Here is a 22,328-nt window from a genome sequence, read left to right as displayed (position 1 = left end):
CATTTATGCAATAGCTCTATTCTTTTTAAGTTATAATTTCAATTGAGAATGATAGTTGTATCTGTTTTGTCTAAAAAGGTTTACAAATACAACAATTAAACATATAATCTAATAAAATATTTATTTTCTATTGAGAATGGAGTGGTAATAATGAATGTTTATGAAGAAGCAAAAAAAGTTTCCATTGTAACGATTATACTTAATGTTGTACTAGGAGTATTTAAAGTGATTGCTGGGGTATTAGGTCATAGTACAGCTATGATTGCAGATGGTATGCATACCGCATCAGATGTTGTAACAACTGTTATGGTGATTATAGGAGTGAAAGTTTCTAATAAGGGAGCAGATGACAAGCATCCTTATGGGCATGAACGATTTGAACCTGTATTTGGGAAATTAATTAGTTTATTTTTAGCTTTTACTGGTGTTATGATTGGATATGAAGGGATTATGGCTCTTGTTAAAGGTGAATTTACAAAACCAGCACCTATTGCACTTGTGGCAGCAGTTGCATCTATTATAGTAAAAGAAGGCATGTATTGGTATACATTACGTACAGCTAAAAAAATTAAGAGTGTATCTATGGAGGCAGATGCATGGCATCATCGTACAGATGCATTTTCTTCAATAGGAACATTTATTGGGATTTTAGGTGCATCCCTTGGATGGACATTTTTAGATCCATTAACAGCTGTCATAGTAAGCATATTTATTATCAAAGTAGGAATAGACTTATTTATGCAGGCAACTAATCAATTAGTAGATGAGGCCGCACCAGAGAGCGTTATTCAAAAAATTGAAGAACTTACTTATTCCATACAAGGTGTAAAAGGGATTCATGATCTTAAAACACGAATAGCTGGAAATAAAATTTATGCAGACTTAGAGATTTTGGTAGAAAAAGAAGCAAGTGTTGAAGAGGGACATCATATTGCAACACGAGTACATGACTTATTAGAAAAGGATATAGAAGAATTGAAACATTGTATGGTACACGTAGAGCCTTACTAGAAATCTAGATAAAAGGGTGATGATATGGGGATTGTATTACGACAGGTATCAAAGGTTTATAAAACAGGAGAAGTAGAGACAAGTGCACTTAAAGATATCGACTTGACTATTAAAGAAGGGGAAGTGCTTATTGTCTTAGGACCAAGTGGAAGTGGTAAGAGTACACTACTTAATGTAATGAGTGGGCTAGATACACCAAGTGCTGGGGAAATGTACTACAATGATTTAGCTATACATAAGTTAGATCAAAGAGGACTAACTAAATTTAGAAGAAAATACTTAGGATTTATTTTTCAGCAATATAATTTACTTCAGAACTTAAGTGTAAAAGAAAATATAGAAATGGGAGCAGCATTAAGCGATCATCCATTATCTATTGATGAAGTAATGGATGCGGTAGGTTTAACAGATAAGGCAAAAAAATATCCTTCTCAACTTTCAGGTGGAGAGCAACAAAGGGTTGCTATTGCGCGTAGTGTTGTGAAGAATCCAGCAGTACTCTTTTGTGACGAACCTACAGGAGCATTGGATGAAAAGACAGCTTGCCAAGTATTAGAGCTACTTGAAAAAATGAATGATTTATACTATACGACTATTGTTATTATTACGCATAATCCGAGTATTGCCTTAATGGGAGATCGAGTCATCAAAATGAATTCAGGGATTATTCACACTGTTTATGAAAACGTGGATAAGAAAAGAGTGGGTGAGATTAAGTGGGGATAAAATATTTATGTCTTAATACCCTCAGAACCTTTTGGAAAAAGAAGACTCAACTACTGTGTATAGGAATTATTATTATGTTGAGTTCTTTGCTCTATACAATGATGTATTATACGATGGATAGCATGACTTTAGGAATAGAAAAGTTAGCAAAAGCTTGTAATCAGGAAGATTTCTCTGTGGAAGTAATCAATGCTGTTTTGCCAAGTGAGCTGGGGCAGATCCCTAAAGAACATCAATTAGAGTATGCTTCTTATAAGTTAACAGACCTAAAGCGTATAGATTATAAATGCTATGAAGGCATATTAAAGACTAGGATTAAGGCGTTTAATAAAGTATATCCAGATTATAATTTAGAGGTTAGATCGTACAAGGACATAGATTTTGTTCATAATAGAGCGAGTCATACTATTCGCGTTTTTAAAGATGGGCGAGACATTAATAAAACTTACTTAATAAGTGGGCGTATGCCCCATACAGCTAATGAAATAGTCGTAAATCAAATTTATGGTGAGAAAAATGGCATGCAATTTGGAGACACACTTACCCTTGGTGGAAAACCGTATACATTGACTGGATATGTATTATTTTCCGATATGAATCTTCCAATGTTAGGAAATGATTTTATCATTGATAATAGTAAAATTACTATAGGTACGCTCAAGGATAGTGCCTACCATAACTTAAAAGGTGAAGAATATTTTTATTTAGCTGGAAAAGCGACAAAGCAAGGCAAAATGGAAAACTTCAAGCAAGAAGTTGAAGATGATTATAAGTCCCATGATACCTTAGGGTTTATTGCAAGTATTGTAGCAACTGAAAATCAAATGCGTAGTGGTGCAATATACGAAGAACTTAGAACAGGTAAGGCAGCAACCCTTGGAATAAGCATTATTATTGCAGCGATTGCCGTTATGATAGTAGGTATTTTGGTATCTAAGATTCTTAGAAGTGAAAAGACACAAATAGGTGTATTGAAAGCATTAGGATATGAACCATGGGAGATTGCCATACCTTATATATTACTCCTCTTAGTAATTGGTGTACCTATGCTTGTTATAGGGTATATGACGGGACTATATGCTGCAGATCCTATGAAAGATTTTTATTTAGAATTTTATTTGCTTCTTAATGAGGCGATTACAACTAACAGCTATGTTTTTATAACAGCAGTATTAGTGCCATTAGCTTTTATTTTGGGGCTATCTTTCTTTATGATTTGGCGGATGCTCAGTAAAGAAACAATCAAATTGCTTAAAGTTGGGGAAAATGAAAAGATAACTAAACTTGGAAAGATGATAGGAAAGATTCTTTCACGTACAAAAGCTGAAACAAAATTTAAGTATACTTTTATCTTTAAAAATACAGGTAAGTTTATTGTATTTTTCTGGGGAATTACATTTTCGTCTATGTTGATTTTACTAGGATTTATGATGAGCGGTATGTTTGATAAGATGACCGTTGAATATTATCAAAATGTAGGTTATCAATATGAAGGTTATTTAGATTACTCCAAGCCTAAGCCTAAAGTAAAGGCAGGGCAAGAAAAGTTTTTGACAGCAAGTAATATTTTCTATGAAGATGAACCTATTACTGCAAAAGGATTAGAATCAGACAATAAATTACATAAACTAGTAGATAAAAAAGGACAGGAAATTACCCACTTATTAGACGAAGGCTTTATCGTGAATCAAAGCTTTGCAATTTCATATGGCATTAAAAAAGGGGATCAGCTTGTACTTAAGATAGAGGATAGAGTGTATCAGCATGAAGTAGTAGGGATTGCTACAACTTATGGAGAAAACACAGTGTATTGTGAGATAGAAGATTTAAGTTTAGTCTTATCAAAAAATAAATCCAAGAAACTTTATACAGGTATTTATAGTGAAGAATCGCTAGATGAAAAAATGTTTATGACTGTAGTCAGCAAAGGAACGTTAATGGAACAAACAGAGCTTATGCAAGGATTTATTAAATTAGCTATGTATGCTATGTTTGGTTCAGCAATTATGATGTCAGCTTTGATTTTATATGTACTCACAACATTGACTGTTGAAGATAACTATTACAATATCTCATTATTAAAAGTAATGGGCTACAATCAAAAGGAAGTTAACCGTATGATTTTAAATAGTTATTTGATCTATGCGATTATAACCTATGCTATTAGTATTCCAATAACGTGGTTGCTTGTAAAAGTAATGGTAATTTATTTTAGTAGTGCTTTTGATTTTGTAATGCCATTAGAACTAGAAGGATGGCACGTTATTGTAGGGTTTGGAATTATTCTTATCATATTCTTAATGGGGACATATGCAGCTAAACGTCATATTGACAAAGTATCACTTCAAGAAGTACTTAAGGCTTATAGAGAATAAAGCAAGGTGATTACTAAATAGTAAGGGGGTAAGGCTATGGGATGCAAGAAGGTTAAACTAGGTATTGGAATAGTGACATTATGCTTAGGGAGTATGATGTTTGCAGGATGTGAAAAGGCACAAGTACCAGTAGAAGAAGTGATTGTACCTGAAACAAAAATAGAAATTGAAGGCGTAGTAGCTGTAGAAGACAAGATGGAGTTTAATATAGAATTTCCAGCGACCATTACCAATGTACATGTAAAAGACGGTGAAAAAGTAAAAGTAGGGGATATACTTGCTACTTTAGATTTAGAAGATTACAAGAATCAAATTGCACAAAAGGAAAATGAAATAAAACTTTATGAGATAGAGTTGCAAGAGCTAGGTGAAGTTCTTTATCCTCAAAATGCCTATATTACACAAATCTCAAATAATATTAAAGAGAAACAAGCACAGTTAGAACAAGGAACAGACCAAGATGTTAAGAAGTTAGAAAACAATTTAGAGATTGCAAAACAAAACTATGATAAAGGCCTAAAGGATTACAATACATTAGAAGAATTATTAGAAGTTCAAGCTGTTTCACAAGAAGAGGTGACAAAGGCTAAACTAGCTCTTCAAGAGGCGAGTAAACAGATAGAAAATCTAGAACTAAGTATAGAACAAACGAAGCAAAGTAAAAAATTAGAGATTGAAAGTCTAAAGGCAGAGTTAGGAAATTTAACGACCCAAGTGAATAATGGAAAGAAGCAAAGTGCAACAGGTACAGATAAACTTCGGATTCAAATGGAAACTGCGACTTTGCAATTAGAAAGTATGAAAAGTAAGTTAGATAGGGAATATCTTCAAGAGAATCAGATTATTGCTCCTAGTGAGGGGTTGATTATCTATAATATTAATTGTCAAAAGGGAAGTAAGGTAGAAACAATTATTGGACCTTTGATGGAGGGGTTAGATGAGAAAAGCCTTTTTATAGAAGCTAATCTACCGGAAGAATATAATGGAGACTTGCAACTGGGAGATACAGTAGAGGTATTACCCTATACGGATCAAGGGGCAATTTTAAAAGGTAAAGTTATAAGAAAGGCTGAACATGCTACAGAAAGCTATGGTGAAACAGTAATTAAAACCATTATTAAAGTAGAGGATACAAAAGGATTACTAACTATTGGAGGAAATGTAGATATTCAATTTTAAAATATAAGATTTTTTATTTTGTAAGCACAAAATGGTAATAAATGTAATATATTATAATTGTAGATGCTTACAAGGAGTGAAAAACATGAAAAATTGTATGTTAGATAGTTCTAATCTTCAATGGATTATTCTTATCGTAGTTGCCTCTTTATTTATCTTAAATTGTGCAGGTGAAGAAAAGGCAGAAGATATTTCAAGTATCCTCATCGTAGCTGGATTTATTTTAGCATTCTTATCAAAAGATAGAATTTGCTAAGAATGTATTTAATTTGAGATATAACTTTTAGTTAATAACTTATAAATAGAAAGGAGCTGTTGCATAGAAAAATGTAACAGCTCCTTAATGTTTGTGGACTTTTTAAAAATGAGTAGATTTTATATGAGGTATGAGAGCATATACATATTGGCAATAATGCTATCAATGAGTATGAAATTGATATAATATATAAGAAGATTATTGATAAAAGTAATGGAAGTACAAAGGAAGGAAAGAACTTGTGAAGCATATTATTAAAAGTCTAATAAAAATAGTGGGTGTGAGTATAATGATTATTTTAGTGATTATAATTGCATTGTGGATAGATATACGCTATATAGAACCTAATATTCTTATAGAGAAAAAATTAGAAATAGGTAAAGGGAATATGGGAGAAAAACTAAAGATTGTACACTTTACAGATACACACTTAGGACCTAGTTATACCCTTGAAGAACTTAAAAAATTAGTAGAAAAGACTAATAAACAAAATCCAGACCTTGTAGTATTTACAGGTGACTTGATGGATCATCCAGGCCAATATCCTTACAAGGAAGAAATTGGAAAGATACTTTCAGGTATTCAGAGTACATATGGTAAATATGCAGTATGGGGCAATCATGACCATGGAGGAGCAGGGGTAAGGTACTACGAAGATATTATGGAAGCAGCAGGTTTTACATTACTACAAAATGAAAGTAAAGCGGTTTATACGGAGGCAGGTCATAAAATTAATGTGATTGGGATAGATGATGCATTGCTTGGAAAAGTAGATATACAAGGGGCGTGCAAAGGTATAAAGGAAGAGGCATATAATATATTTTTAATGCATGAACCAGACTTGGTAGAACGTGTAAGTGCCAATAACTATGATTTAGTATTAGCAGGGCATAGCCATGGTGGACAAATACAAATTCCATTTATAGGGCCTATTTATACACCAGGGCTTGCTGAAATTTATACTCATGGTTTATATGAATTAGAAGATGAGAAGTATTTGTATGTGAATAGTGGTGTAGGTACGACTAAAATGGAAATACGATTCTGGAACCCACCTCAAATAGCTGTACTGAATATAAAGTTACCAACTGTTTCAGAGGATATCCAATAAAATTAATGACCACAAGGAAGATGCTGATTGCTCCAGGCCATCATATTTGCCATAATAGGAAGTAATTTTATACCAGCTTCACTTAAATAATAAGTAGACTCTACGGAGTTATTACTAACCTTTTTATCATTTATAACAATACCTTGGTCAATTAAAACATCCAGTTGTTGGATTAACATTTTTTTTGTACAGCCATCTATAGCTCTTTGAAGTTCTCCAAAGCGCATTTTATTATCTTGTAATTTCCAGATAATAATAGCAATCCATTTTTTGCCTAATATATTAGAGAGTGCTTCTACGGGACAACTGTAGATTATTTCATCTATATTATACATCTATATTATACCTCCTTGATAGATCTTAATTTTAAAAGCGTAGATTACTCTACGCTTTTTTGTCTATAGTATTTGTCTATTTTTAGTTTAATAATATAACTTCTTTTTGTCTATATAACAATAATAAATTTTTTCATCTGTTTCTATACTTAAAGAATCCTCTAAAAGAATAACTTCATTAATATTTTTATCTTCAACTTCGCAGACTGTATAACCATTAGAATCTCCAAAGCTTAAGCAAGATTTATCAACTTTTGGTTCATATCTAAATTTTATTTTAGCACTACTAATTTCAACGTCATAATTATCATGCTTGTGTTTAATAATTACATCAGTATATTCTTTGCTAGTAATAATTTCTTTAATTTTATAAGTAAGTTTATTTGTCATATTTATCACCTTAGAGTTTTAAGTTTATTCTAAAGTAAGTATAATTTTGTGCGTATGATGAGGCAATTAGGTACTTTTTTGTAACCACTAGACTAATAAGAGTAGCCTTTAATGACTTGTTCTAATATAGCTATACCTTCTACAATTTCTTTTGCATCACAAGGTGCAAAACTTAAACGTATAAAACTATCTCTTTGCTTGTGTGTATTAGGATAAAAAATTGTACTTGGTAAGATAAGAAGGCCTTTATCCAAACAAAGTTCATAGAGTTTGTAAGCGGAAATATTCTTGGAGAGCTTGAGCCAGAAGCAAAGCCCGCCATTAGGTTCAGTATAAGTAATATTATAAACTTTTAATTTATTAAGCTGGCTAAGCATAAGTTCATACTTACTAGTGTAGATGGCTTTCATATAGCTTAAGTGTTCTTCCCATTTATTGGTTCTAAAGAATAAATCAAGGCTACGATGAATAAGACCAGAAGCAGCAATATCAGTCATTTGTTTTGTTCTGGTAAAACGATCTAAAAGATTATCAGGGATAACTAGAAATCCTATACGTAATCCAGGCATAAGAAGTTTAGAAAAACTTTTAATATAGATAACACAATTAAATGTATCTAAGGATTTTAAACTATAGGTAGATTTATCTTTGTAGCTCAGTTCAGACATAGAATCATCTTCGACTAAGTAGAAATCATACTTTTGGGCCAGCTGTAGGAGTGTCTTAAGGGTTTGTTGGGTATAACATAGAGTAGTAGGATTTTGAAACTTAGTCATCACATAAACAAGTTTAGGTTTACAGATATTAATACGCTTTTCAAGTGCAATAAGATCAATGCCTTCTGAAGTAAGTTCTACAGGTACAATGCGTGCACCACGAGATTTAAATGCATCGGTAGCACCGTTATAAGTAGGTGTTTCCGTAATAACATAATCACCAGCATTTAAGCAACTTTTGGAGATAATATCAATTCCTTGTTGAGCACCTGATACAATTTGGATAGATTCAGGTGTTGTAAGGATATGATGTTCTTTTTGCAAGTATTCAACGAGAACTTCACGAAGGGGCATAAAACCATTAGTTTCTTGATAGCCAAAAGCAAAGCCTTTATCGCGGTCAAGAACTTGATTGAGACAAGCTTTAAAAGAATCTGTGGGGAAGATAGCCGGGTGAGGAGATGCACTAGAGAAGTTAATAGAAGCTTTTGCAGCTTTTGGGTTAGGGGTAGTCATTAAACTAATTTCTGATGTATTAGGTTTTGAAACATAGAAGCCACTGCCCTTTTTGGAGATCACATAACCCGAAGACTCTAGTTGCTTATAAGCATTAATTACCGTTACATTATTAACTTGTAAAGTTTTTGCAAGTGTTCGAATAGCTGGGAGACGATAGTTAGTAGGGAGTTGTTCACTTAGTATAGCTTGTTTAATTTGGTTAAAAAGTTGTAAATATAGGGGCTCATTACTTGTATTATCTAATTGTATGGATACAAAATTCATTTTCTATCCTCCTGTTGTGAGAAAATATTGACTATAGATTAAAATGTATGGCAGAATATTGCCATACATAAGGCTAAAGTGTTTCGATACAATTTAATATGCTTTTATTATAAAGAAGAATAGTTTTGCTGTAAAGCAAAGAAGAAAATAAGGAGGGCAAAGTGAGAAAAATACCACGTGTTGCGGCGATACAAGATTTATCATGTTTTGGAAGATGTTCATTAAGTGTCATTATTCCCATATTATCAAAAATGGGCGTTCAAGTTTGTCCTGTACCAACAGCAGTATTTAGTACACATACTGGAGGGTTTGGTACACCGAAGATGACAGATTTAACTGGAATGATGCATGGTTTAACAGAGCATTGGAAAGAAGTAGGCGTAGAACTAGACTGTATTTATAGCGGATTTTTAAGTAATGCTATACAAATTGAAGAAGTATTGTACTTTTTTGAGAACTTTAAAGGAGAAGATACGCTTATAGTTGTAGATCCAGTTATGGGAGATTACGGCAAGCTATATAAAACTTATAATGAGGTGATGCAACAAAAGATGAAGCATTTGGTTGAAAAAGCAGATGTTATTACACCAAATTGGACAGAAGCTTCTTTCTTACTACATAGACCATATAACATGGAGCCTATTAATAAGGAGGAGATCAAAAGTATGATGAAAGCACTTGCAAAGCTAGGACCAAAACAAATTGTACTTAAAGGTGTACCTTATGAAAATGGGCAGAAAGTAAATGTGATTTATGATAAGCAAACAGAGTTGTTTGGAATGATTCCTTATGAGGAAGTACCACAGAACTACCCAGGAACTGGGGACTGTTTTACAAGTAAGTTAATAGGTGCTTTATTACAAGGTGAAACATTATTAGAGGCAACTAAGCAAGCAACATCCTTTGTAACGTTAGGGGTAAAGGCAACGTATGAAGCAGGTACAGATACAAGGGAAGGGATCTTGTTAGAAAATTTATTATAAAGAATTTAGGAGGGATTTAGTATGGAAAACAAAAAGAAGGGGTTAACTTTACAATCAATGGTTTTAATAGGACTATTTAGTGCAATTTGTTATATTGCACTTATGCTATTTAAAATACCAATACCATCACCAGTTGGTAAACCATTTATTCACTTTGGGAATATGTTTGTAATCCTTGCAGCACTACTATTTAGTGGAACAATAGCAGGTCTATCTGGCTCTATTGGAATGGGACTTTTTGACTTACTTAATGGATGGGCAACAAGTGCTCCAAAAACGATCATCTTAAAGTTTGGTATAGGCTTTGTAACAGGTTTAGTAGCATCAAAAGGTCATAAAGAGGATGCAAAATCTCCACTTGTAGGCATTATGATAGCAGCAGCTTTCTTTATTATTATTGGACTTGGTTTATGTATTACATCTCTTGTATATGGATATGAAGTTAATATTCCTTTCCTTCAACAAGCAGCTGAAACGACAGAAGGGCTAAAAACAACTCTTGTTGTTATTCCTGTGTTATATATCTTTTCACTTGTTTTAGGAATTGGTCTTGCGGTAACTTGCTTCTTTATTAAAAAAGTATCTATTAAAGTACAATATGCAATCTTAGGTGCAGTGTGTGGTATTGGATTTAACTTAGTTGGTGAATTTTTATTTGCTGTTGTTTCACTTCTGATTGTAGGAAGCGGTTTTATGCCAGCAGTAATGAGTGCCTTAATAAGCTTACCATCTACCATTATTAATGGTACATTCTCTATTGTTATAGCAGTACTTTTATATATTCCACTTTCAAAAGTAGTGGCAAAATCAAATTTTAAAGTTTAACTTAAAATAGATCCTAAGGGATCTATTTTTTTGTAATTAAAATACTAAATTGTATATAAAAATAAAATAAAATATATACAAAAAATATAAGAGTTGATAAAATTATGATAAGGTTATGGTGAGATTGTTATAAGGCAAAAAATAAAGAAAGACTTATTCTAAGGGGATCAAAATGCGCAAAACACAGTTCAAAAAATTACCTTTAAAAAAGGTGTACTATTTTGTTTTTGCTTTTTTTATTGTACTACCTATTTTAATTATATTTATTGCTGCACTTAATTGGCTTAATTGGGAGTTTAGAGAACAAGCTATTCATAATATTGAGCAAGCTCAAGAGACTATAAGAACAGAGTTAATGGCAGATATTAATGCTATGTCTATGAAGTTGTCACATCTTATTTATACAAATGATAATGAGGTTATTAATTATGTATCTAAAATGGACACATTAGATCAAGTGGAACGCTATCACTATGAACAAAAGCTAAATCAAGCCAGTAGCTTAGCACTAGAGCCAACAAAAAACATTATTTCTTTAGGATTTCATATGAAGAATGGAAAAAATATTTATGTTAAAAATCCTATTAAACGAACAGATATAGAGTTGAAGGAGACAGAGTGGTATCAAGGGGCTATAGAAAATCCTAATACAGTTCATCTTGGTGCATATGATACAGCTTATATGAATGACCTATTTACAGGTGGAAAAAAAGATTTACTTATACTGGTGTATGCTTTGTCACCTAATGTAGTTATAGATAGGTCACAAAAAATTGAAATGATAACTATGTATCAGTCTGTTTCGGCAGGGGAGCGTATTAGACAGTATAACAATCAATATTTAGAAGGACAAAATAAGCTGGGTGTAACGCTTATTAGAGATCAGAATGGAGAGATTATTTTTTCTACTATAGAGGGGGATACTTATAAAGAAGATCAAAAGAATGTTCTTTGTATTACCTCTCCTATATTTTATAATGATACAACTTGGTACATAGAAAGTTATATACAGACCTCTCATCTTATGGGAGACTATTGGGAAAAAGCCTTTATTATATTAGGGGTAGCTATTATTATCTTAGCATTAGTTGGATATTGTCTAAGCTATTTTTTGAAAAGTATTGTACGACCAATAGAAGAGATGAGTACTGCTTTAAAAACAGTGGAAGAAGGAAACTTAGATATTCATATTTTGCCAAGTGGACAACATGAATTAAGGACTATGATTCATTCTTTTAATGCCATGGTAAGAAGACTGAAAGCGCTAATTGATGAATATGAAGATAAAATTAGAAATACTGAGAAGACCCCACAAGATTATTTTGAGCTATTACTTAAAGAAGAAATAAGTGTTGCAGAAGCTAAGAGCAAATGCAAAGAGTTATTTAGTGACCGTTTTATTATAATTGGACTTTGGTTAGAGGGGGTTCATCATCAAGAAAATGAGAGTGATAGTAGGGAAAAGCTCATATGTCATTTTCAAAAGAATCCTAGATTTTCATCTAGATGCTTAGTATATGCTCAAACACCATCCTTTTTCTTAGTATTTTATAGTGTTAGAGAAGAGGGGGACAAAGGGAATATTAAGCAAATGTTAGGAGAATTGCAGCATTCTTCTATGAAGCAATTTGACATTCAAATAACAGCGTGTGTAGGAGCACTACAAGCAGAAAGTACGCAATTTGAAGAGGCAGTAGAAGTTATAAAAAAACAAATGTGCCTAAGATATTTAAAAGGAAATCAAGGTATTATTGATTTAGAAGAGGATAAAGCGCAACTAGAAGAGATTTTGGAGTTATCTAAGAATTATTTACAGCTAGCTAACGCCTTATATATAGCTGATGAAAAGAATATGGTAGAGGAAAGAGAAAAACTTTTTGAGCAATTTGCTAAGAAAGATGAAACACATGCAATAAACCATGTACTGGCAGCTGTTTTAGCCATTGGTATGCAGTCTAGTATACACCATTTTAGTTTTATAGATATCTTTGGTCAAAGATATGATTATATAGAGAAACTTAAGAGAATAGAAGATATAAGGCAACTTAAACTTTGGGTAACTAATTATTTTGAATGGATTATGGACTATTCAGCGAGCAAATTAAATATTTCCGAAACAGATATTATTATTAAAGCAAAAAGATATATGATTGATCATTTTGATGATAGTGAGCTATGTTTAGCTAAAGTTGCTGAATATGTTGGATTAAATGAAAAATACTTTGCAAATCGTTTCTCTAAAGAAGCAGGAGAGACATTTTTGACTTACTTAACAGGTATAAGGATGCAAAAATCAAAAGAAATGCTTAGGACAACTCAATTTAAAGTGTATGAGATTGCAGAGATGGTAGGGTACCACAATGTAGAACATTTTAATAGGGTATTTAAAAAAATCAATGATATAACGCCTGCACAATACAGAAAGACTATGTAAAACATAGTCTTTTCTTACTTTATGATAAGATTTCTTACCATTTATCAAGTTATTAAAAGGTTAGAAGTAGAAAAAAATCAATAAAAATTAATATATTTCATGGTAAAAAAATGTGTAAAAGTATAAATTTTAGATATCAAATTACACAGGAGGGGTAGTAATGAAAAGAAAGTTATTTACAGCTGTATTAAGTGGTCTAATGGTAGCGTCATCATTAGTAGGATGTGCAAGTGGGGGAGTTAGTGATACAGAGAAAACAGATAGTACAGTAGCGGATACATCTTCTAATGAAAACAAACAAGAGAGTGGTAGTAATACAGAAAAGAAAGAGAGTTTAAGTGGAACACTTACTTTTGCTATTTGGGATAATAACTTAAATGATTTTATTGAAGAAAATGATATGATAGGAAAATTCCAAGAACAATACCCAAATATTGATATCGAAGTAGAAAAGATTAAAGATGATAGTGAATACTGGAATGCCATGAAGATGCGTTCATCTGCTAACCAATTACCAGATGTTATGTTTAATAAACCTTTTACATTAGCAAGATTTAAAGATTACTTAGTAGATCTTTCATCAACAGAGGCTTGTGCAAATAATGAATTAGCGGAAGGTTATGCAATTGATGGCAAAGTATTAGGTATTCCTATGACTTCAGGCTATGAGTATGTGTACTATTGGAAAGATATGTTTAAAGAAGTAGGGGTAGAGGTACCAACAACATGGCCAGAACTTGAAGAAGTAGCAAAAAAACTACAAGATTACTATGGAAAAGATAATAAAGATTTTATGGCTATTGCATGTGGTTTAAAAGATGAATGGCCAGACTATCCTTATATGGAATTTATGCCAGCTCTAGAATCAGGTAATGGACAAAACTGGAATACAATGGCGTCACAAGATGAACCATTTGCAGAAGGAACAGATGTTTATAAATCTTACGAAAAAATTTATAGATTATTTACATCAGGCGTACTTGGAAAAGACCCATTAGGTCTAGGAAATGATCAAGTAACTTCATTATTTGCAACCAAACAAGCAGCGATTATTGCATTAGGTGACTGGGGACTTCAAAATATCCAAAACAGTGGAGAGGATATTTCAGAACTTGGCACATTCTACTTACCAACAAGAAATACAGTAAGTGATCCATATAATGTCATTGTACAAGGTGACTCTTTCATGGGTGTAACCAAACACTCTAAAAATCCAGAAGCAGCAATTGCTTTTGTAGAATGGTTCTACTCTGATGCATGGTACCCAGATTTTATTAACTATGTATCTTCAGCATCTTCAATGTCTAACTTCCCTAAAGACAAAGATCCTATTTTAGCGCAAGCAGATGAGCTATGCCCTGATAAAGTACTTATTATGTATGATGGCGGTGGCGATAACTTTATGGCTATCCAAAATGAAACAACTTTTGACTATAAGAAGTTAGGGGCTCAAATGTTAACACAAGGCTTTGATTTACAAGCTACATTTGGAGATTTAAATAGCAAATGGACAAAAGCAAGAGAGAAACTAGGGATTCAATAAGTAAATAGAAGATCTAAATATGAGGACTTAGTAATTAAGTCCTCATATTTGAATAGGGGGGCAGTCATGAATCAATTAGCTAAATCAAGATGGAAATTTATCATTATATCACTTATTATTCCTATTACACTTCTTATTGGTTTCGTTGTATTTCCGGGAATGGATTTAATTAGAATGAGCTTTACAAATTGGGATGGATATTCACCTAATAGCCAATTTATTGGATTAGATAATTATATTTCTATGCTACAAAATAAAGACTTGTGGTTATCTTTAAGAAATAATGCAGTGTATTTCTTTGTGCATTTACTCATGATTGTAGTAGAACTTGCCTTTGCTGTATTACTAACAAGTAAATTGCGTGCAGCCAAGTTTTATAAAACTATGGTATTTTTACCCTACATTATCAATGGAGTAGCTATTGCTTATGCATTTTCTTATTTCTTTTCACCCATAAACGGAGCTTTTGATGCGATCTTAGAATTCTTTAATTTAGAAGCATTTATTCGTAGTTGGCTATCAGACCCTAAAGTTGTTAACTTTGTATTATCAGCAGTATCTGTTTGGCGCTTTAGTGGTTACCATGTCATTTTATTTATGGCGGCGTTACAATCTATACCTCAAGATATTGAGGAGTCAGCAAGAGTGGATGGTGCAAATCAATGGCATTTGTTTAGATATATACAAATCCCATCTATTATGCTTATGGTAGATTTCGTTCTATTTGATAATATTAGAGGCGCTTTACAAGTATTTGATATTCCATTTGTTATGACATCAGGTGGGCCAGGATATGCATCTTCTACCTTTACCTTGTATACCATTAAAACAGCCTTTACCTTCTCCAACTTTGGGCTTGCAGCAACAATGGCAGTAGCTATTATGGTTATGATTATTATCATTTACTTCATACAAAATAAAATCATTCATGGCATTGTATTAAAAGAGAGGAGGGAGAAAAATGTTTAAACGTACGATGACACAAGTACTTAAGCAAATCATTTGTATTGGTATGGTTATTGTTGTTATTGCACCTATACTTCTTACATTGTTTGCAGCACTTAAAACAAAGGGAGATATGGCGACCACATCACCCCTTCTCTTGCCTAGCTTTGATCGTATTACATTTGATAACTTTAGAAAAGTATTTTCTGATAAATACTTATTGATAGGATTTAAGAATACAGGGATTATCTTAGTTGTTTCTATTTTCTTTAACGTTATTTTTGGTACAATTACAGCTTTTGTTATTGAAAGATTTGATTTTAAATTTAAGAATTTTATTATTATGCTTTTCTTTATGGGCATGCTGATTCCTAGTTTTGTAACAGAAATAGCAAGATTCCAAATTATTCAAGGTCTTAACTTATATAATACTTTGGGTGCGCCTATTGTTATTTATGTCGCTTCAGATTTAATGCAACTTTATATCTATAGGCAATTTATTTCAAAATTACCGGTTTCCTTAGATGAAGCCGCACTAATAGATGGATGCTCCTACTTCGAATTATTTATTAGAATTATTTTTCCACTTCTTAAGCCAGCAACGGCAACAGTATGTATTATTAAAGCCATTAATATCATTAATGATATGTACATTCCTTATTTATACATGCCAAAAAATAAGTTGCGTACATTAACAACATTTTTAATGGATTATGCCAATGCACAACAAGGATCTTGGCAAACGCTAGCAGCAGGTATCATTATTATTATGATTCCAACTGTAATCATTTATATATTCTTCCAAAAATATATTTTAGCTGGAGTAGCTGCTGGAGCCGTAAAAGAATAAGAGAAAAGAGGAAGAAGAAAGGAAGGTATGATGGAAGCAGAAATAAAATGGTTAGATAATCCAGAAATTTTTCGTGTAAATCAATTAGCAGCTCATAGCGATCATACTTTTTATGAGAGCGAAGAGGCTTATCATAAGGGGGAAAGTGCACTTTTACAAAGTTTAGATGGTAAGTGGCGATTCGCCTATTCTGAAAATAGTAAGGTGAGGCCAGTAAGCTTTTATGAAGTAAGCTTTAATGATGAAGCATTTGATACAATTCAAGTGCCAGGACATATTGAATTAAGTGGTTATGACAAGATACATTACATCAATACAATGTATCCATGGGAAGGACATATTTTTAGAAGACCAGCTTATATCTTTGATGAAATGAGAGAAGGCATTGGATGTTTTTCAGAGGCAGCGTACAATCCAGTAGGTTCTTATAGAAAGTGTTTTGATTTAGATGAGGGGCTTAGAGAAAAAAGGGTATGTATTCGCTTTGAGGGTGTAGAAGAAGCCTTGTATGTATGGCTAAATGGTCATTTTGTAGGATATGCAGAAGATAGTTTTACACCTTCAGAGTTTGACTTGACACCTTATATAAAAGCAAAGGGGAATATACTTGCTGTAGAGGTACATAAAAGAAGTACAGCAGCCTATTTAGAAGATCAGGATTTCTTTAGGTTTTTTGGTATATTTAGAAGTGTGATTTTATATGCCAAACCAGTTATGCATATTGAAGACATTTGGATTAAACCCGTATTACAAGAAGATAATGTAACGGGGCAAATAAGTGCAGATATAAAAATATCTGCTAAAACATTTGTTGGAAAGGTAAAAATGATACTTTGTGATAAAGATGGAAGCTGTATCTTAGAAAAAGAAGCTGCAATCGATCAACAGGTCTGTTTTATGGTGGAAAAGATAGAACAGGTTAGTTTATGGGACTATCATAATCCCTATTTATACACTTTGATTATAGAACTTTGGAATGAGACAAATCATTTGGTAGAAATTGTTCCTTATCAAGTTGGATTTAGAAGGATTGAGATAAAAGATAAATTAATCTTATTAAATGGTAAACGCTTAATACTTAATGGTGTGAATAGACATGAATGGAATGCAAACAGTGGGCGATGCATTACTATAGAGGATATGCAATGGGATATTGAATGTTTAATGCGAAATAACATAAATGCAGTTAGAACCAGTCACTACCCTAGCCAAATACCATGGTATACAATGTGTGATCAACATGGTATCTATGTTATGGCAGAAACCAATTTAGAATCTCATGGTTCATGGCAAAAGATGGGAGCAATAGAACCTTTATGGAATGTTCCAGGAAGTCATCCTAAATGGAAGGATGCTGTGTTAGATAGAGCAAAAACAAACTTTGAGACCTTTAAAAATCATCCTTGTGTTCTATTTTGGTCATTAGGAAACGAATCTTATGCAGGCAACAACCTTTTAGCAATGCATGAGTATTTCAAAAAGATAGATCCATCCAGACTTGTACACTATGAAGGTGTATATCATAACCCTAAGTATAAAGATACTATTTCTGATGTAGAAAGTCGTATGTATGCAACACCACAAGAGATTAGAGCCTATTTAGAAAATGAACCTAAAAAGCCCTTTATATTATGTGAGTATATGCACGATATGGGAAACTCTTTAGGCGGGATGAAGTGCTATATAGATTTAATTGATCAGTATGAGATGTATCAAGGGGGATTTATATGGGATTACATTGATCAAGCGCTTTGGGTAGAAGATGAAATTACTGGGAAAATGGTATTACGTTATGGAGGCGATTTTGATGATAGACCTTCTGATTATGAATTCTCGGGTAATGGAATTGTATTTGCAAATCGTACTGAGAAACCAGCGATACAGGAGGTAAGCTATTATTATGGACTGTACAAATAAATTTAAAATAGTATATGGTGATGTAACGTTAGGTGTACTGGGTGAAGGATTTCATTATATATTCTCTTATCAGTATGGTGGATTAGAATCTTTAGTTATCGAAGGTAAAGAATGGCTTTATCGTACGCCTAAACCTACTTTTTGGCGTGCAATGACAGATAATGATAGAGGCAGTGGGTTTGGTATAAAATCTGGAATGTGGTTGAGTGCAGATATGTTTATGACATGTAAGGATATAGAAATAGCTATTGATGGAGAAAGAGTGCCTCAAGTCATAGCACCTTTTAATAATCGATTTATAGGAGATGAAACAGCTAATGAATTAAGCATAAGTTTTATCTATGAAACGATTACAGTACCTAAAACAGAAGTAAAGGTAAAGTATGATGTTACAGCAAACGGAGAAATTAAAGTTCATGTACATTATTTTGGAAAAGAAGGATTACCAGAACTTCCGGTATTTGGTATGCGCTTTGTGGTGCCAACTGCAGCAACGGGTTATACTTATGAAGGCTTATCAGGAGAGACTTATCCTGATAGAATGGCGGGAGGAAAGCTTGGGGTGTATCACGTAGAAGGCTTACCTATTACACAGTATTTGGTGCCACAAGATTGTAATGTACATATGGAGACAAAATGGCTAGAGATTTATCGTAGTAAAACCTTAAATAATGCCGATAAAGATGAAGTCACAACTAAAATACGTTTTTCACAAGGAGAGAAACCTTTTGCATTTTCTTGTATTCCTTATACTGCAGAAGAGTTGGAAAATGCAACTCACCATGAGGAGTTACCACTTGCAAGAAGGACTGTAGTAAGTATCTTAGGAGCTGTAAGAGGTGTAGGAGGTATTAATAGTTGGGGAGCAGATGTAGAAGACGGCTATCGTATAAGTGGTGAACATGACATAGTGTATTCTTTTATAATTTCGAGATAAATTAAAACAAGTAGAGAAGTGGCGATAGCCACTTTTTTATTAGAGAAAAAAGAAATAATATGATAAGATTTAAAAAGATAGAACCAGTTATCAAGAAGCAAGGGGAGCTTAGCATGAAAATACAATATTTTAAAGATCAAAAGCATGAAGAAAATTTTTATTCGTTACTTGAGCAAGCAGAGTTGTTAGGCTTAGAGAAAAGGGGAGAAAGGTTTGAGAGCTTATCTGAACAAATGAAAATACTCCGTTTTGAGGATAACATAGAGAAAAAACAGGTTGCCTTTTTATATCTAATTGCTCTTTATCAAGATGATTTTATAACCTACGAAGGAATGCCTTTTTATGTAGAAGTTTATGAAGAAATAAGCCTGGATGGTCCAGTTTATTTATTAGATGAAAAAGTTGGGAAGCCCACATATGAGCATGAATGGGGTGTTTACTATGGAAAAAAAATACTTCAAAATGAGCGAATTAATTTAGAAGAGGTTCCAAAAAATATGAAGAAGTTTGTAGAAAATGCTATGAAGATGTGTGGTTTGGTATAAAATATAAAAAAGACCAATAGAGAAGAACAAGAAAGGAAAGACACGTGAGCTATCAACAATATTTACTAGAATGGTTTGACAAAAATAAAAGACAAATGCCTTGGAGAGAAAGAAGAGATGCTTATAGTATTTGGGTTTCAGAAGTGATGCTTCAACAAACTCAAGTGGATACAGTAAGGCCTTATTACGAAAGGTTTATGGAGCGTTTTCCAACGGTAAAGGATTTGGCTAGTGCCGACAAAGAAGAAGTCTATACTTATTGGCAAGGATTAGGTTACTACAGGCGAGCAGACAACTTACATAAAGGTGCAAAAGTTGTAGCTGAGCAGTATGATGGTGTGTTTCCAATGGAAGCTAGATTGGTAAAAGATATATCAGGAATAGGACCTTATACTATGGGAGCAGTTTTAAGTATTGCTTTTAACTTGCCTTACCCAGCTGTAGATGGCAATGTAATGCGTGTTTTATCACGTCAATTTTTAATAGATGATGATATTGCTGTAGCTAAGACACGTAAGATTTTTGAAGCAAAAGTGATGTCGCTGATGCCTGAAGACGCAAGGAACTTTAACCAGGCATTAATGGAATTAGGTGCTCTTATTTGTACACCGAAAAATCCTAAGTGTAATATATGTCCAATGCAAACATTATGTATGGCTTGTCATGAAGGTGCACAAACAGAATATCCTGTTAAATCAAGTAAAACAAAAGCAGAGCCAGAATTTTATAAAGCGCTTGTTATTAAAAAAGAAGATAGTATTTATCTAGAAAAAAGAAAAGATGAAGGACTCCTGGCATCACTATGGGGAGTACCTCTTATTACACTAGAACAATGGGAAGTTGTTCAAAAGATGGGGATTAAATTTGAAGTATTAGATCAAGTGAAGCATGTGTTTACTCATAGAGTTTGGATGATGAGCCCTATTGTTATAGAGTATAATGAAAAAGTACAGGAAATAATAAATCGAATTTTACAAAATATTGGTGAGTTTGTGCCTAAAGGTCAAATTAAGGAGTATCCTGTAGCAACGGCTTTTACAAAGATTTTAAGAAAGTTGTAACAAATATTAAATTATGGGTGGAAATTTTTTAAAACTATAGTATAATAAAGTTATATCAATTATATGATATTTCCATTTCACTTAGGATTAAGATTGAAGTAAGACAATAGTGCTGTACTTCATTTCTTAATCCTATAAAACAAAAAGATATTGAGTACTCAAAAAGAGTGGAGGCAGAATACGGTTCTGATCCACTCTTTTATTATATGTTTTGAAACATTTAATAGGAAAGGATAGTGTAGAAATATCCCGAAAAACGTGATATACTATAACCTATACACTATATGAAATTATAGACTTGAAAAGGAGGGAGAAAAATGTTAGAAGAACTTAAGACTTTTATACAAGTAGTGAAGGATCGTAACTTTACAAAGGCAGCAAAAAAAGTAAACTTATCACAACCTACTGTAAGTTTGCATATTAAAAGACTTGAGAATTACTTTGATACTACCCTCATAAAACGATCAAGTAAGAGTAAAGAAGTTTTGATAACAAAAGAAGGTCAGCTTTTATATGAGAGAGGCCAAGATTTAATAGCAGGTATAGATTGCTTAAAGGAAGATATATTTAAACTTAGTCATCATGCTAAGAAGAAAATAGTAGTAGGTGCAAGTAAGACCATAGGTGATTATTATTTACCACCTCTTATTGGTGCCTTCTCAGAGGCATACCCTCATGTACAATTAGAAATCTTAATCGAAAATACTGCTCATATTTGCGATATGATGAATGAGGGAGAAATACAAATAGGATTAATAGAGGGTATAGATCCGTATTATGACTTTATAAGAGATTACTTTTATGAGGATAAAATGGTTATTGCCGTAAGTAATCAATCAAAGCTGGTTGAAAGTCCTGTTAACTTATCAGATTTAAATGATCAAGTTTGGATTAGTAGGGAAGAGGGCTCTGGTACTCAAGAGTACTTAAATCTCTTTTTGAAGATGCATCATATTACACCAAGAAATGTAATTGTATTCAATAGTAACTATGCAGTAAAGGAAGCAGTTAAGAATGATTTAGGCATTACTATTATATCGGAATGCGTGGTTAGCCATGCAGCCTTTGACAAAGAACTTACAATCTTACCTCTTGAAATAGAGCCTAAACGTAACTATTCATATATTTTACCTAAAGACAAAGTACTTGATGAAGATGTTGAAGCATTTATCAGAATACTTAAGGAATATAAACGATAAAGGATAGACTTTTGTATAACGTCAGTGAGTTATATAAGAGTCTATCTTTTTTTATTAACATATGTTAGAAAAATATCAAAGTCAATATGTAAACCTATAAATAACCATTACAAAACATAATGGTTAGCATTGAAATGTTAAATTGTAAAGTTGTCTATAGCTATAGGCAGGGGGGGTAAATAGGCATATAATAGAGATACAGCACTC

General features: G+C 32.7%; 20 protein-coding genes. 17 read left to right on the top strand and 3 right to left on the bottom strand.

From position 1 onward, the window contains the following. Positions 1 to 150: 150 nt before the first annotated feature. From BN2390_RS12290 to BN2390_RS12270, 6 genes are all read left to right on the top strand, one after another. On the top strand, positions 151 to 1,011 hold the full coding sequence (locus tag BN2390_RS12290; RefSeq protein WP_053984642.1) for a cation diffusion facilitator family transporter: 861 nt from the start codon (positions 151 to 153) through the stop codon (positions 1,009 to 1,011). A 24-nt stretch (positions 1,012 to 1,035) separates the two neighbouring features. After that, positions 1,036 to 1,737 (top strand): ABC transporter ATP-binding protein, encoded by a 702-nt coding sequence (locus tag BN2390_RS12285; protein WP_053984641.1) that lies wholly within the window; start codon positions 1,036 to 1,038, stop codon positions 1,735 to 1,737. A gap of 74 nt (positions 1,738 to 1,811) precedes the next feature. Then, positions 1,812 to 4,112 carry an ABC transporter permease gene (locus BN2390_RS12280; protein WP_053984640.1) on the top strand — a complete coding sequence of 767 codons (2,301 nt, stop codon included), beginning with the start codon at positions 1,812 to 1,814 and terminating at the stop codon, positions 4,110 to 4,112. A gap of 36 nt (positions 4,113 to 4,148) precedes the next feature. Continuing rightward, positions 4,149 to 5,291, top strand: a complete 1,143-nt coding sequence (locus tag BN2390_RS12275; protein ID WP_053984639.1) for an HlyD family secretion protein — start codon at positions 4,149 to 4,151, stop codon at positions 5,289 to 5,291. Positions 5,292 to 5,376: 85 nt separating this feature from the next. Continuing rightward, positions 5,377 to 5,547, top strand: a complete 171-nt coding sequence (locus tag BN2390_RS21725; protein ID WP_154668822.1) for a hypothetical protein — start codon at positions 5,377 to 5,379, stop codon at positions 5,545 to 5,547. Between the two features lie 289 nt (positions 5,548 to 5,836). After that, complete coding sequence (locus BN2390_RS12270; protein ID WP_053984638.1) at positions 5,837 to 6,658, top strand: metallophosphoesterase; 822 nt, start codon at positions 5,837 to 5,839, stop codon at positions 6,656 to 6,658. A 2-nt stretch (positions 6,659 to 6,660) separates the two neighbouring features. Here the strand turns inward: BN2390_RS12270 and BN2390_RS12265 are convergent, their stop codons facing one another. From BN2390_RS12265 to pdxR, 3 genes are all read right to left on the bottom strand, one after another. After that, the gene (locus tag BN2390_RS12265; RefSeq protein ID WP_053984637.1) at positions 6,661 to 6,993 is read right to left on the bottom strand and encodes a winged helix-turn-helix transcriptional regulator; all 333 of its coding nucleotides are present in this window, start codon (positions 6,991 to 6,993) and stop codon (positions 6,661 to 6,663) included. 87 nt (positions 6,994 to 7,080) lie between these two features. Further along, positions 7,081 to 7,383: a hypothetical protein gene (locus BN2390_RS12260; protein WP_053984636.1), complete on the bottom strand. Its 303-nt coding sequence runs from the start codon at positions 7,381 to 7,383 to the stop codon at positions 7,081 to 7,083. 92 nt (positions 7,384 to 7,475) lie between these two features. Further along, positions 7,476 to 8,882, bottom strand: a complete 1,407-nt coding sequence (gene pdxR, locus BN2390_RS12255; protein ID WP_053984635.1) for a MocR-like pyridoxine biosynthesis transcription factor PdxR — start codon at positions 8,880 to 8,882, stop codon at positions 7,476 to 7,478. A 161-nt stretch (positions 8,883 to 9,043) separates the two neighbouring features. Here pdxR and BN2390_RS12250 point away from each other — a divergent pair, with 161 nt between their 5' ends. The 11 genes from BN2390_RS12250 (at position 9,044) to BN2390_RS12200 (ending at position 22,121) form a co-directional block, all read left to right on the top strand. Further along, positions 9,044 to 9,865: a pyridoxamine kinase gene (locus BN2390_RS12250; protein ID WP_053984634.1), complete on the top strand. Its 822-nt coding sequence runs from the start codon at positions 9,044 to 9,046 to the stop codon at positions 9,863 to 9,865. 21 nt (positions 9,866 to 9,886) lie between these two features. Further along, positions 9,887 to 10,690, top strand: coding sequence for an ECF transporter S component (locus tag BN2390_RS12245; RefSeq protein ID WP_053984633.1), 804 nt, complete (start codon positions 9,887 to 9,889; stop codon positions 10,688 to 10,690). Positions 10,691 to 10,862: 172 nt separating this feature from the next. Continuing rightward, entirely contained in the window at positions 10,863 to 13,124 is a 2,262-nt protein-coding gene (locus BN2390_RS12240; protein ID WP_053984632.1) for a helix-turn-helix domain-containing protein, read from the top strand. A gap of 160 nt (positions 13,125 to 13,284) precedes the next feature. Continuing rightward, positions 13,285 to 14,667, top strand: coding sequence for an ABC transporter substrate-binding protein (locus tag BN2390_RS12235; RefSeq protein ID WP_053984631.1), 1,383 nt, complete (start codon positions 13,285 to 13,287; stop codon positions 14,665 to 14,667). Positions 14,668 to 14,733: 66 nt separating this feature from the next. Next, entirely contained in the window at positions 14,734 to 15,636 is a 903-nt protein-coding gene (locus BN2390_RS12230) for a carbohydrate ABC transporter permease (RefSeq protein WP_053984630.1), read from the top strand. Further along, entirely contained in the window at positions 15,629 to 16,462 is an 834-nt protein-coding gene (locus BN2390_RS12225; RefSeq protein ID WP_053984629.1) for a carbohydrate ABC transporter permease, read from the top strand. The genes BN2390_RS12230 and BN2390_RS12225 overlap by 8 nt, the downstream gene beginning before the upstream one ends. A gap of 30 nt (positions 16,463 to 16,492) precedes the next feature. Further along, positions 16,493 to 18,379 carry a glycoside hydrolase family 2 TIM barrel-domain containing protein gene (locus tag BN2390_RS12220; RefSeq protein WP_053984628.1) on the top strand — a complete coding sequence of 629 codons (1,887 nt, stop codon included), beginning with the start codon at positions 16,493 to 16,495 and terminating at the stop codon, positions 18,377 to 18,379. Next, complete coding sequence (locus tag BN2390_RS12215) at positions 18,363 to 19,316, top strand: beta-galactosidase small subunit (RefSeq protein ID WP_053984627.1); 954 nt, start codon at positions 18,363 to 18,365, stop codon at positions 19,314 to 19,316. Before BN2390_RS12220 ends, BN2390_RS12215 begins: the two co-directional genes overlap by 17 nt. A 59-nt stretch (positions 19,317 to 19,375) precedes the next feature. Then, entirely contained in the window at positions 19,376 to 19,861 is a 486-nt protein-coding gene (locus tag BN2390_RS12210) for a hypothetical protein (protein WP_198524910.1), read from the top strand. 44 nt (positions 19,862 to 19,905) lie between these two features. Then, a complete protein-coding gene (mutY, locus tag BN2390_RS12205; RefSeq protein WP_053984625.1) occupies positions 19,906 to 20,922 on the top strand; it encodes an A/G-specific adenine glycosylase in 1,017 nt (338 codons plus the stop codon). A 317-nt stretch (positions 20,923 to 21,239) separates the two neighbouring features. After that, on the top strand, positions 21,240 to 22,121 hold the full coding sequence (locus BN2390_RS12200; protein WP_053984624.1) for a LysR family transcriptional regulator: 882 nt from the start codon (positions 21,240 to 21,242) through the stop codon (positions 22,119 to 22,121). Positions 22,122 to 22,328: the final 207 nt, after the last annotated feature.

The organism is Niameybacter massiliensis (assembly GCF_001282685.1).
In the GTDB taxonomy this organism is placed as follows: domain Bacteria; phylum Bacillota; class Clostridia; order Lachnospirales; family Cellulosilyticaceae; genus Holtiella; species Holtiella tumoricola.
The sequence above is the reverse complement of the archived record's forward strand: the minus strand, read 5'-3'. Positions and strand labels throughout refer to the sequence as shown.

Excerpts from the sequence above, each read along its gene's own strand:
- BN2390_RS12290 (WP_053984642.1), top strand. The coding sequence starts at position 151 with ATGAATGTTTATGAAGAAGCAAAAAAAGTTTCCATTGTAACGATTATA.
- BN2390_RS12230 (WP_053984630.1), top strand. The coding sequence starts at position 14,734 with ATGAATCAATTAGCTAAATCAAGATGGAAATTTATCATTATATCACTT.
- BN2390_RS12275 (WP_053984639.1), top strand. The coding sequence starts at position 4,149 with ATGGGATGCAAGAAGGTTAAACTAGGTATTGGAATAGTGACATTATGC.
- BN2390_RS12200 (WP_053984624.1), top strand. The coding sequence starts at position 21,240 with ATGTTAGAAGAACTTAAGACTTTTATACAAGTAGTGAAGGATCGTAAC.
- BN2390_RS12240 (WP_053984632.1), top strand. The coding sequence starts at position 10,863 with ATGCGCAAAACACAGTTCAAAAAATTACCTTTAAAAAAGGTGTACTAT.
- BN2390_RS12225 (WP_053984629.1), top strand. The coding sequence starts at position 15,629 with ATGTTTAAACGTACGATGACACAAGTACTTAAGCAAATCATTTGTATT.
- BN2390_RS12285 (WP_053984641.1), top strand. The coding sequence starts at position 1,036 with ATGGGGATTGTATTACGACAGGTATCAAAGGTTTATAAAACAGGAGAA.
- BN2390_RS12270 (WP_053984638.1), top strand. The coding sequence starts at position 5,837 with ATGATTATTTTAGTGATTATAATTGCATTGTGGATAGATATACGCTAT.
- pdxR (WP_053984635.1), bottom strand. The coding sequence starts at position 8,882 with ATGAATTTTGTATCCATACAATTAGATAATACAAGTAATGAGCCCCTA.
- BN2390_RS12215 (WP_053984627.1), top strand. The coding sequence starts at position 18,363 with ATGGACTGTACAAATAAATTTAAAATAGTATATGGTGATGTAACGTTA.
- BN2390_RS12280 (WP_053984640.1), top strand. The coding sequence starts at position 1,812 with ATGTTGAGTTCTTTGCTCTATACAATGATGTATTATACGATGGATAGC.
- BN2390_RS21725 (WP_154668822.1), top strand. The coding sequence starts at position 5,377 with ATGAAAAATTGTATGTTAGATAGTTCTAATCTTCAATGGATTATTCTT.
- BN2390_RS12245 (WP_053984633.1), top strand. The coding sequence starts at position 9,887 with ATGGAAAACAAAAAGAAGGGGTTAACTTTACAATCAATGGTTTTAATA.
- BN2390_RS12210 (WP_198524910.1), top strand. The coding sequence starts at position 19,376 with ATGATAAGATTTAAAAAGATAGAACCAGTTATCAAGAAGCAAGGGGAG.
- BN2390_RS12235 (WP_053984631.1), top strand. The coding sequence starts at position 13,285 with ATGAAAAGAAAGTTATTTACAGCTGTATTAAGTGGTCTAATGGTAGCG.
- BN2390_RS12265 (WP_053984637.1), bottom strand. The coding sequence starts at position 6,993 with ATGTATAATATAGATGAAATAATCTACAGTTGTCCCGTAGAAGCACTC.
- BN2390_RS12220 (WP_053984628.1), top strand. The coding sequence starts at position 16,493 with ATGGAAGCAGAAATAAAATGGTTAGATAATCCAGAAATTTTTCGTGTA.
- BN2390_RS12260 (WP_053984636.1), bottom strand. The coding sequence starts at position 7,383 with ATGACAAATAAACTTACTTATAAAATTAAAGAAATTATTACTAGCAAA.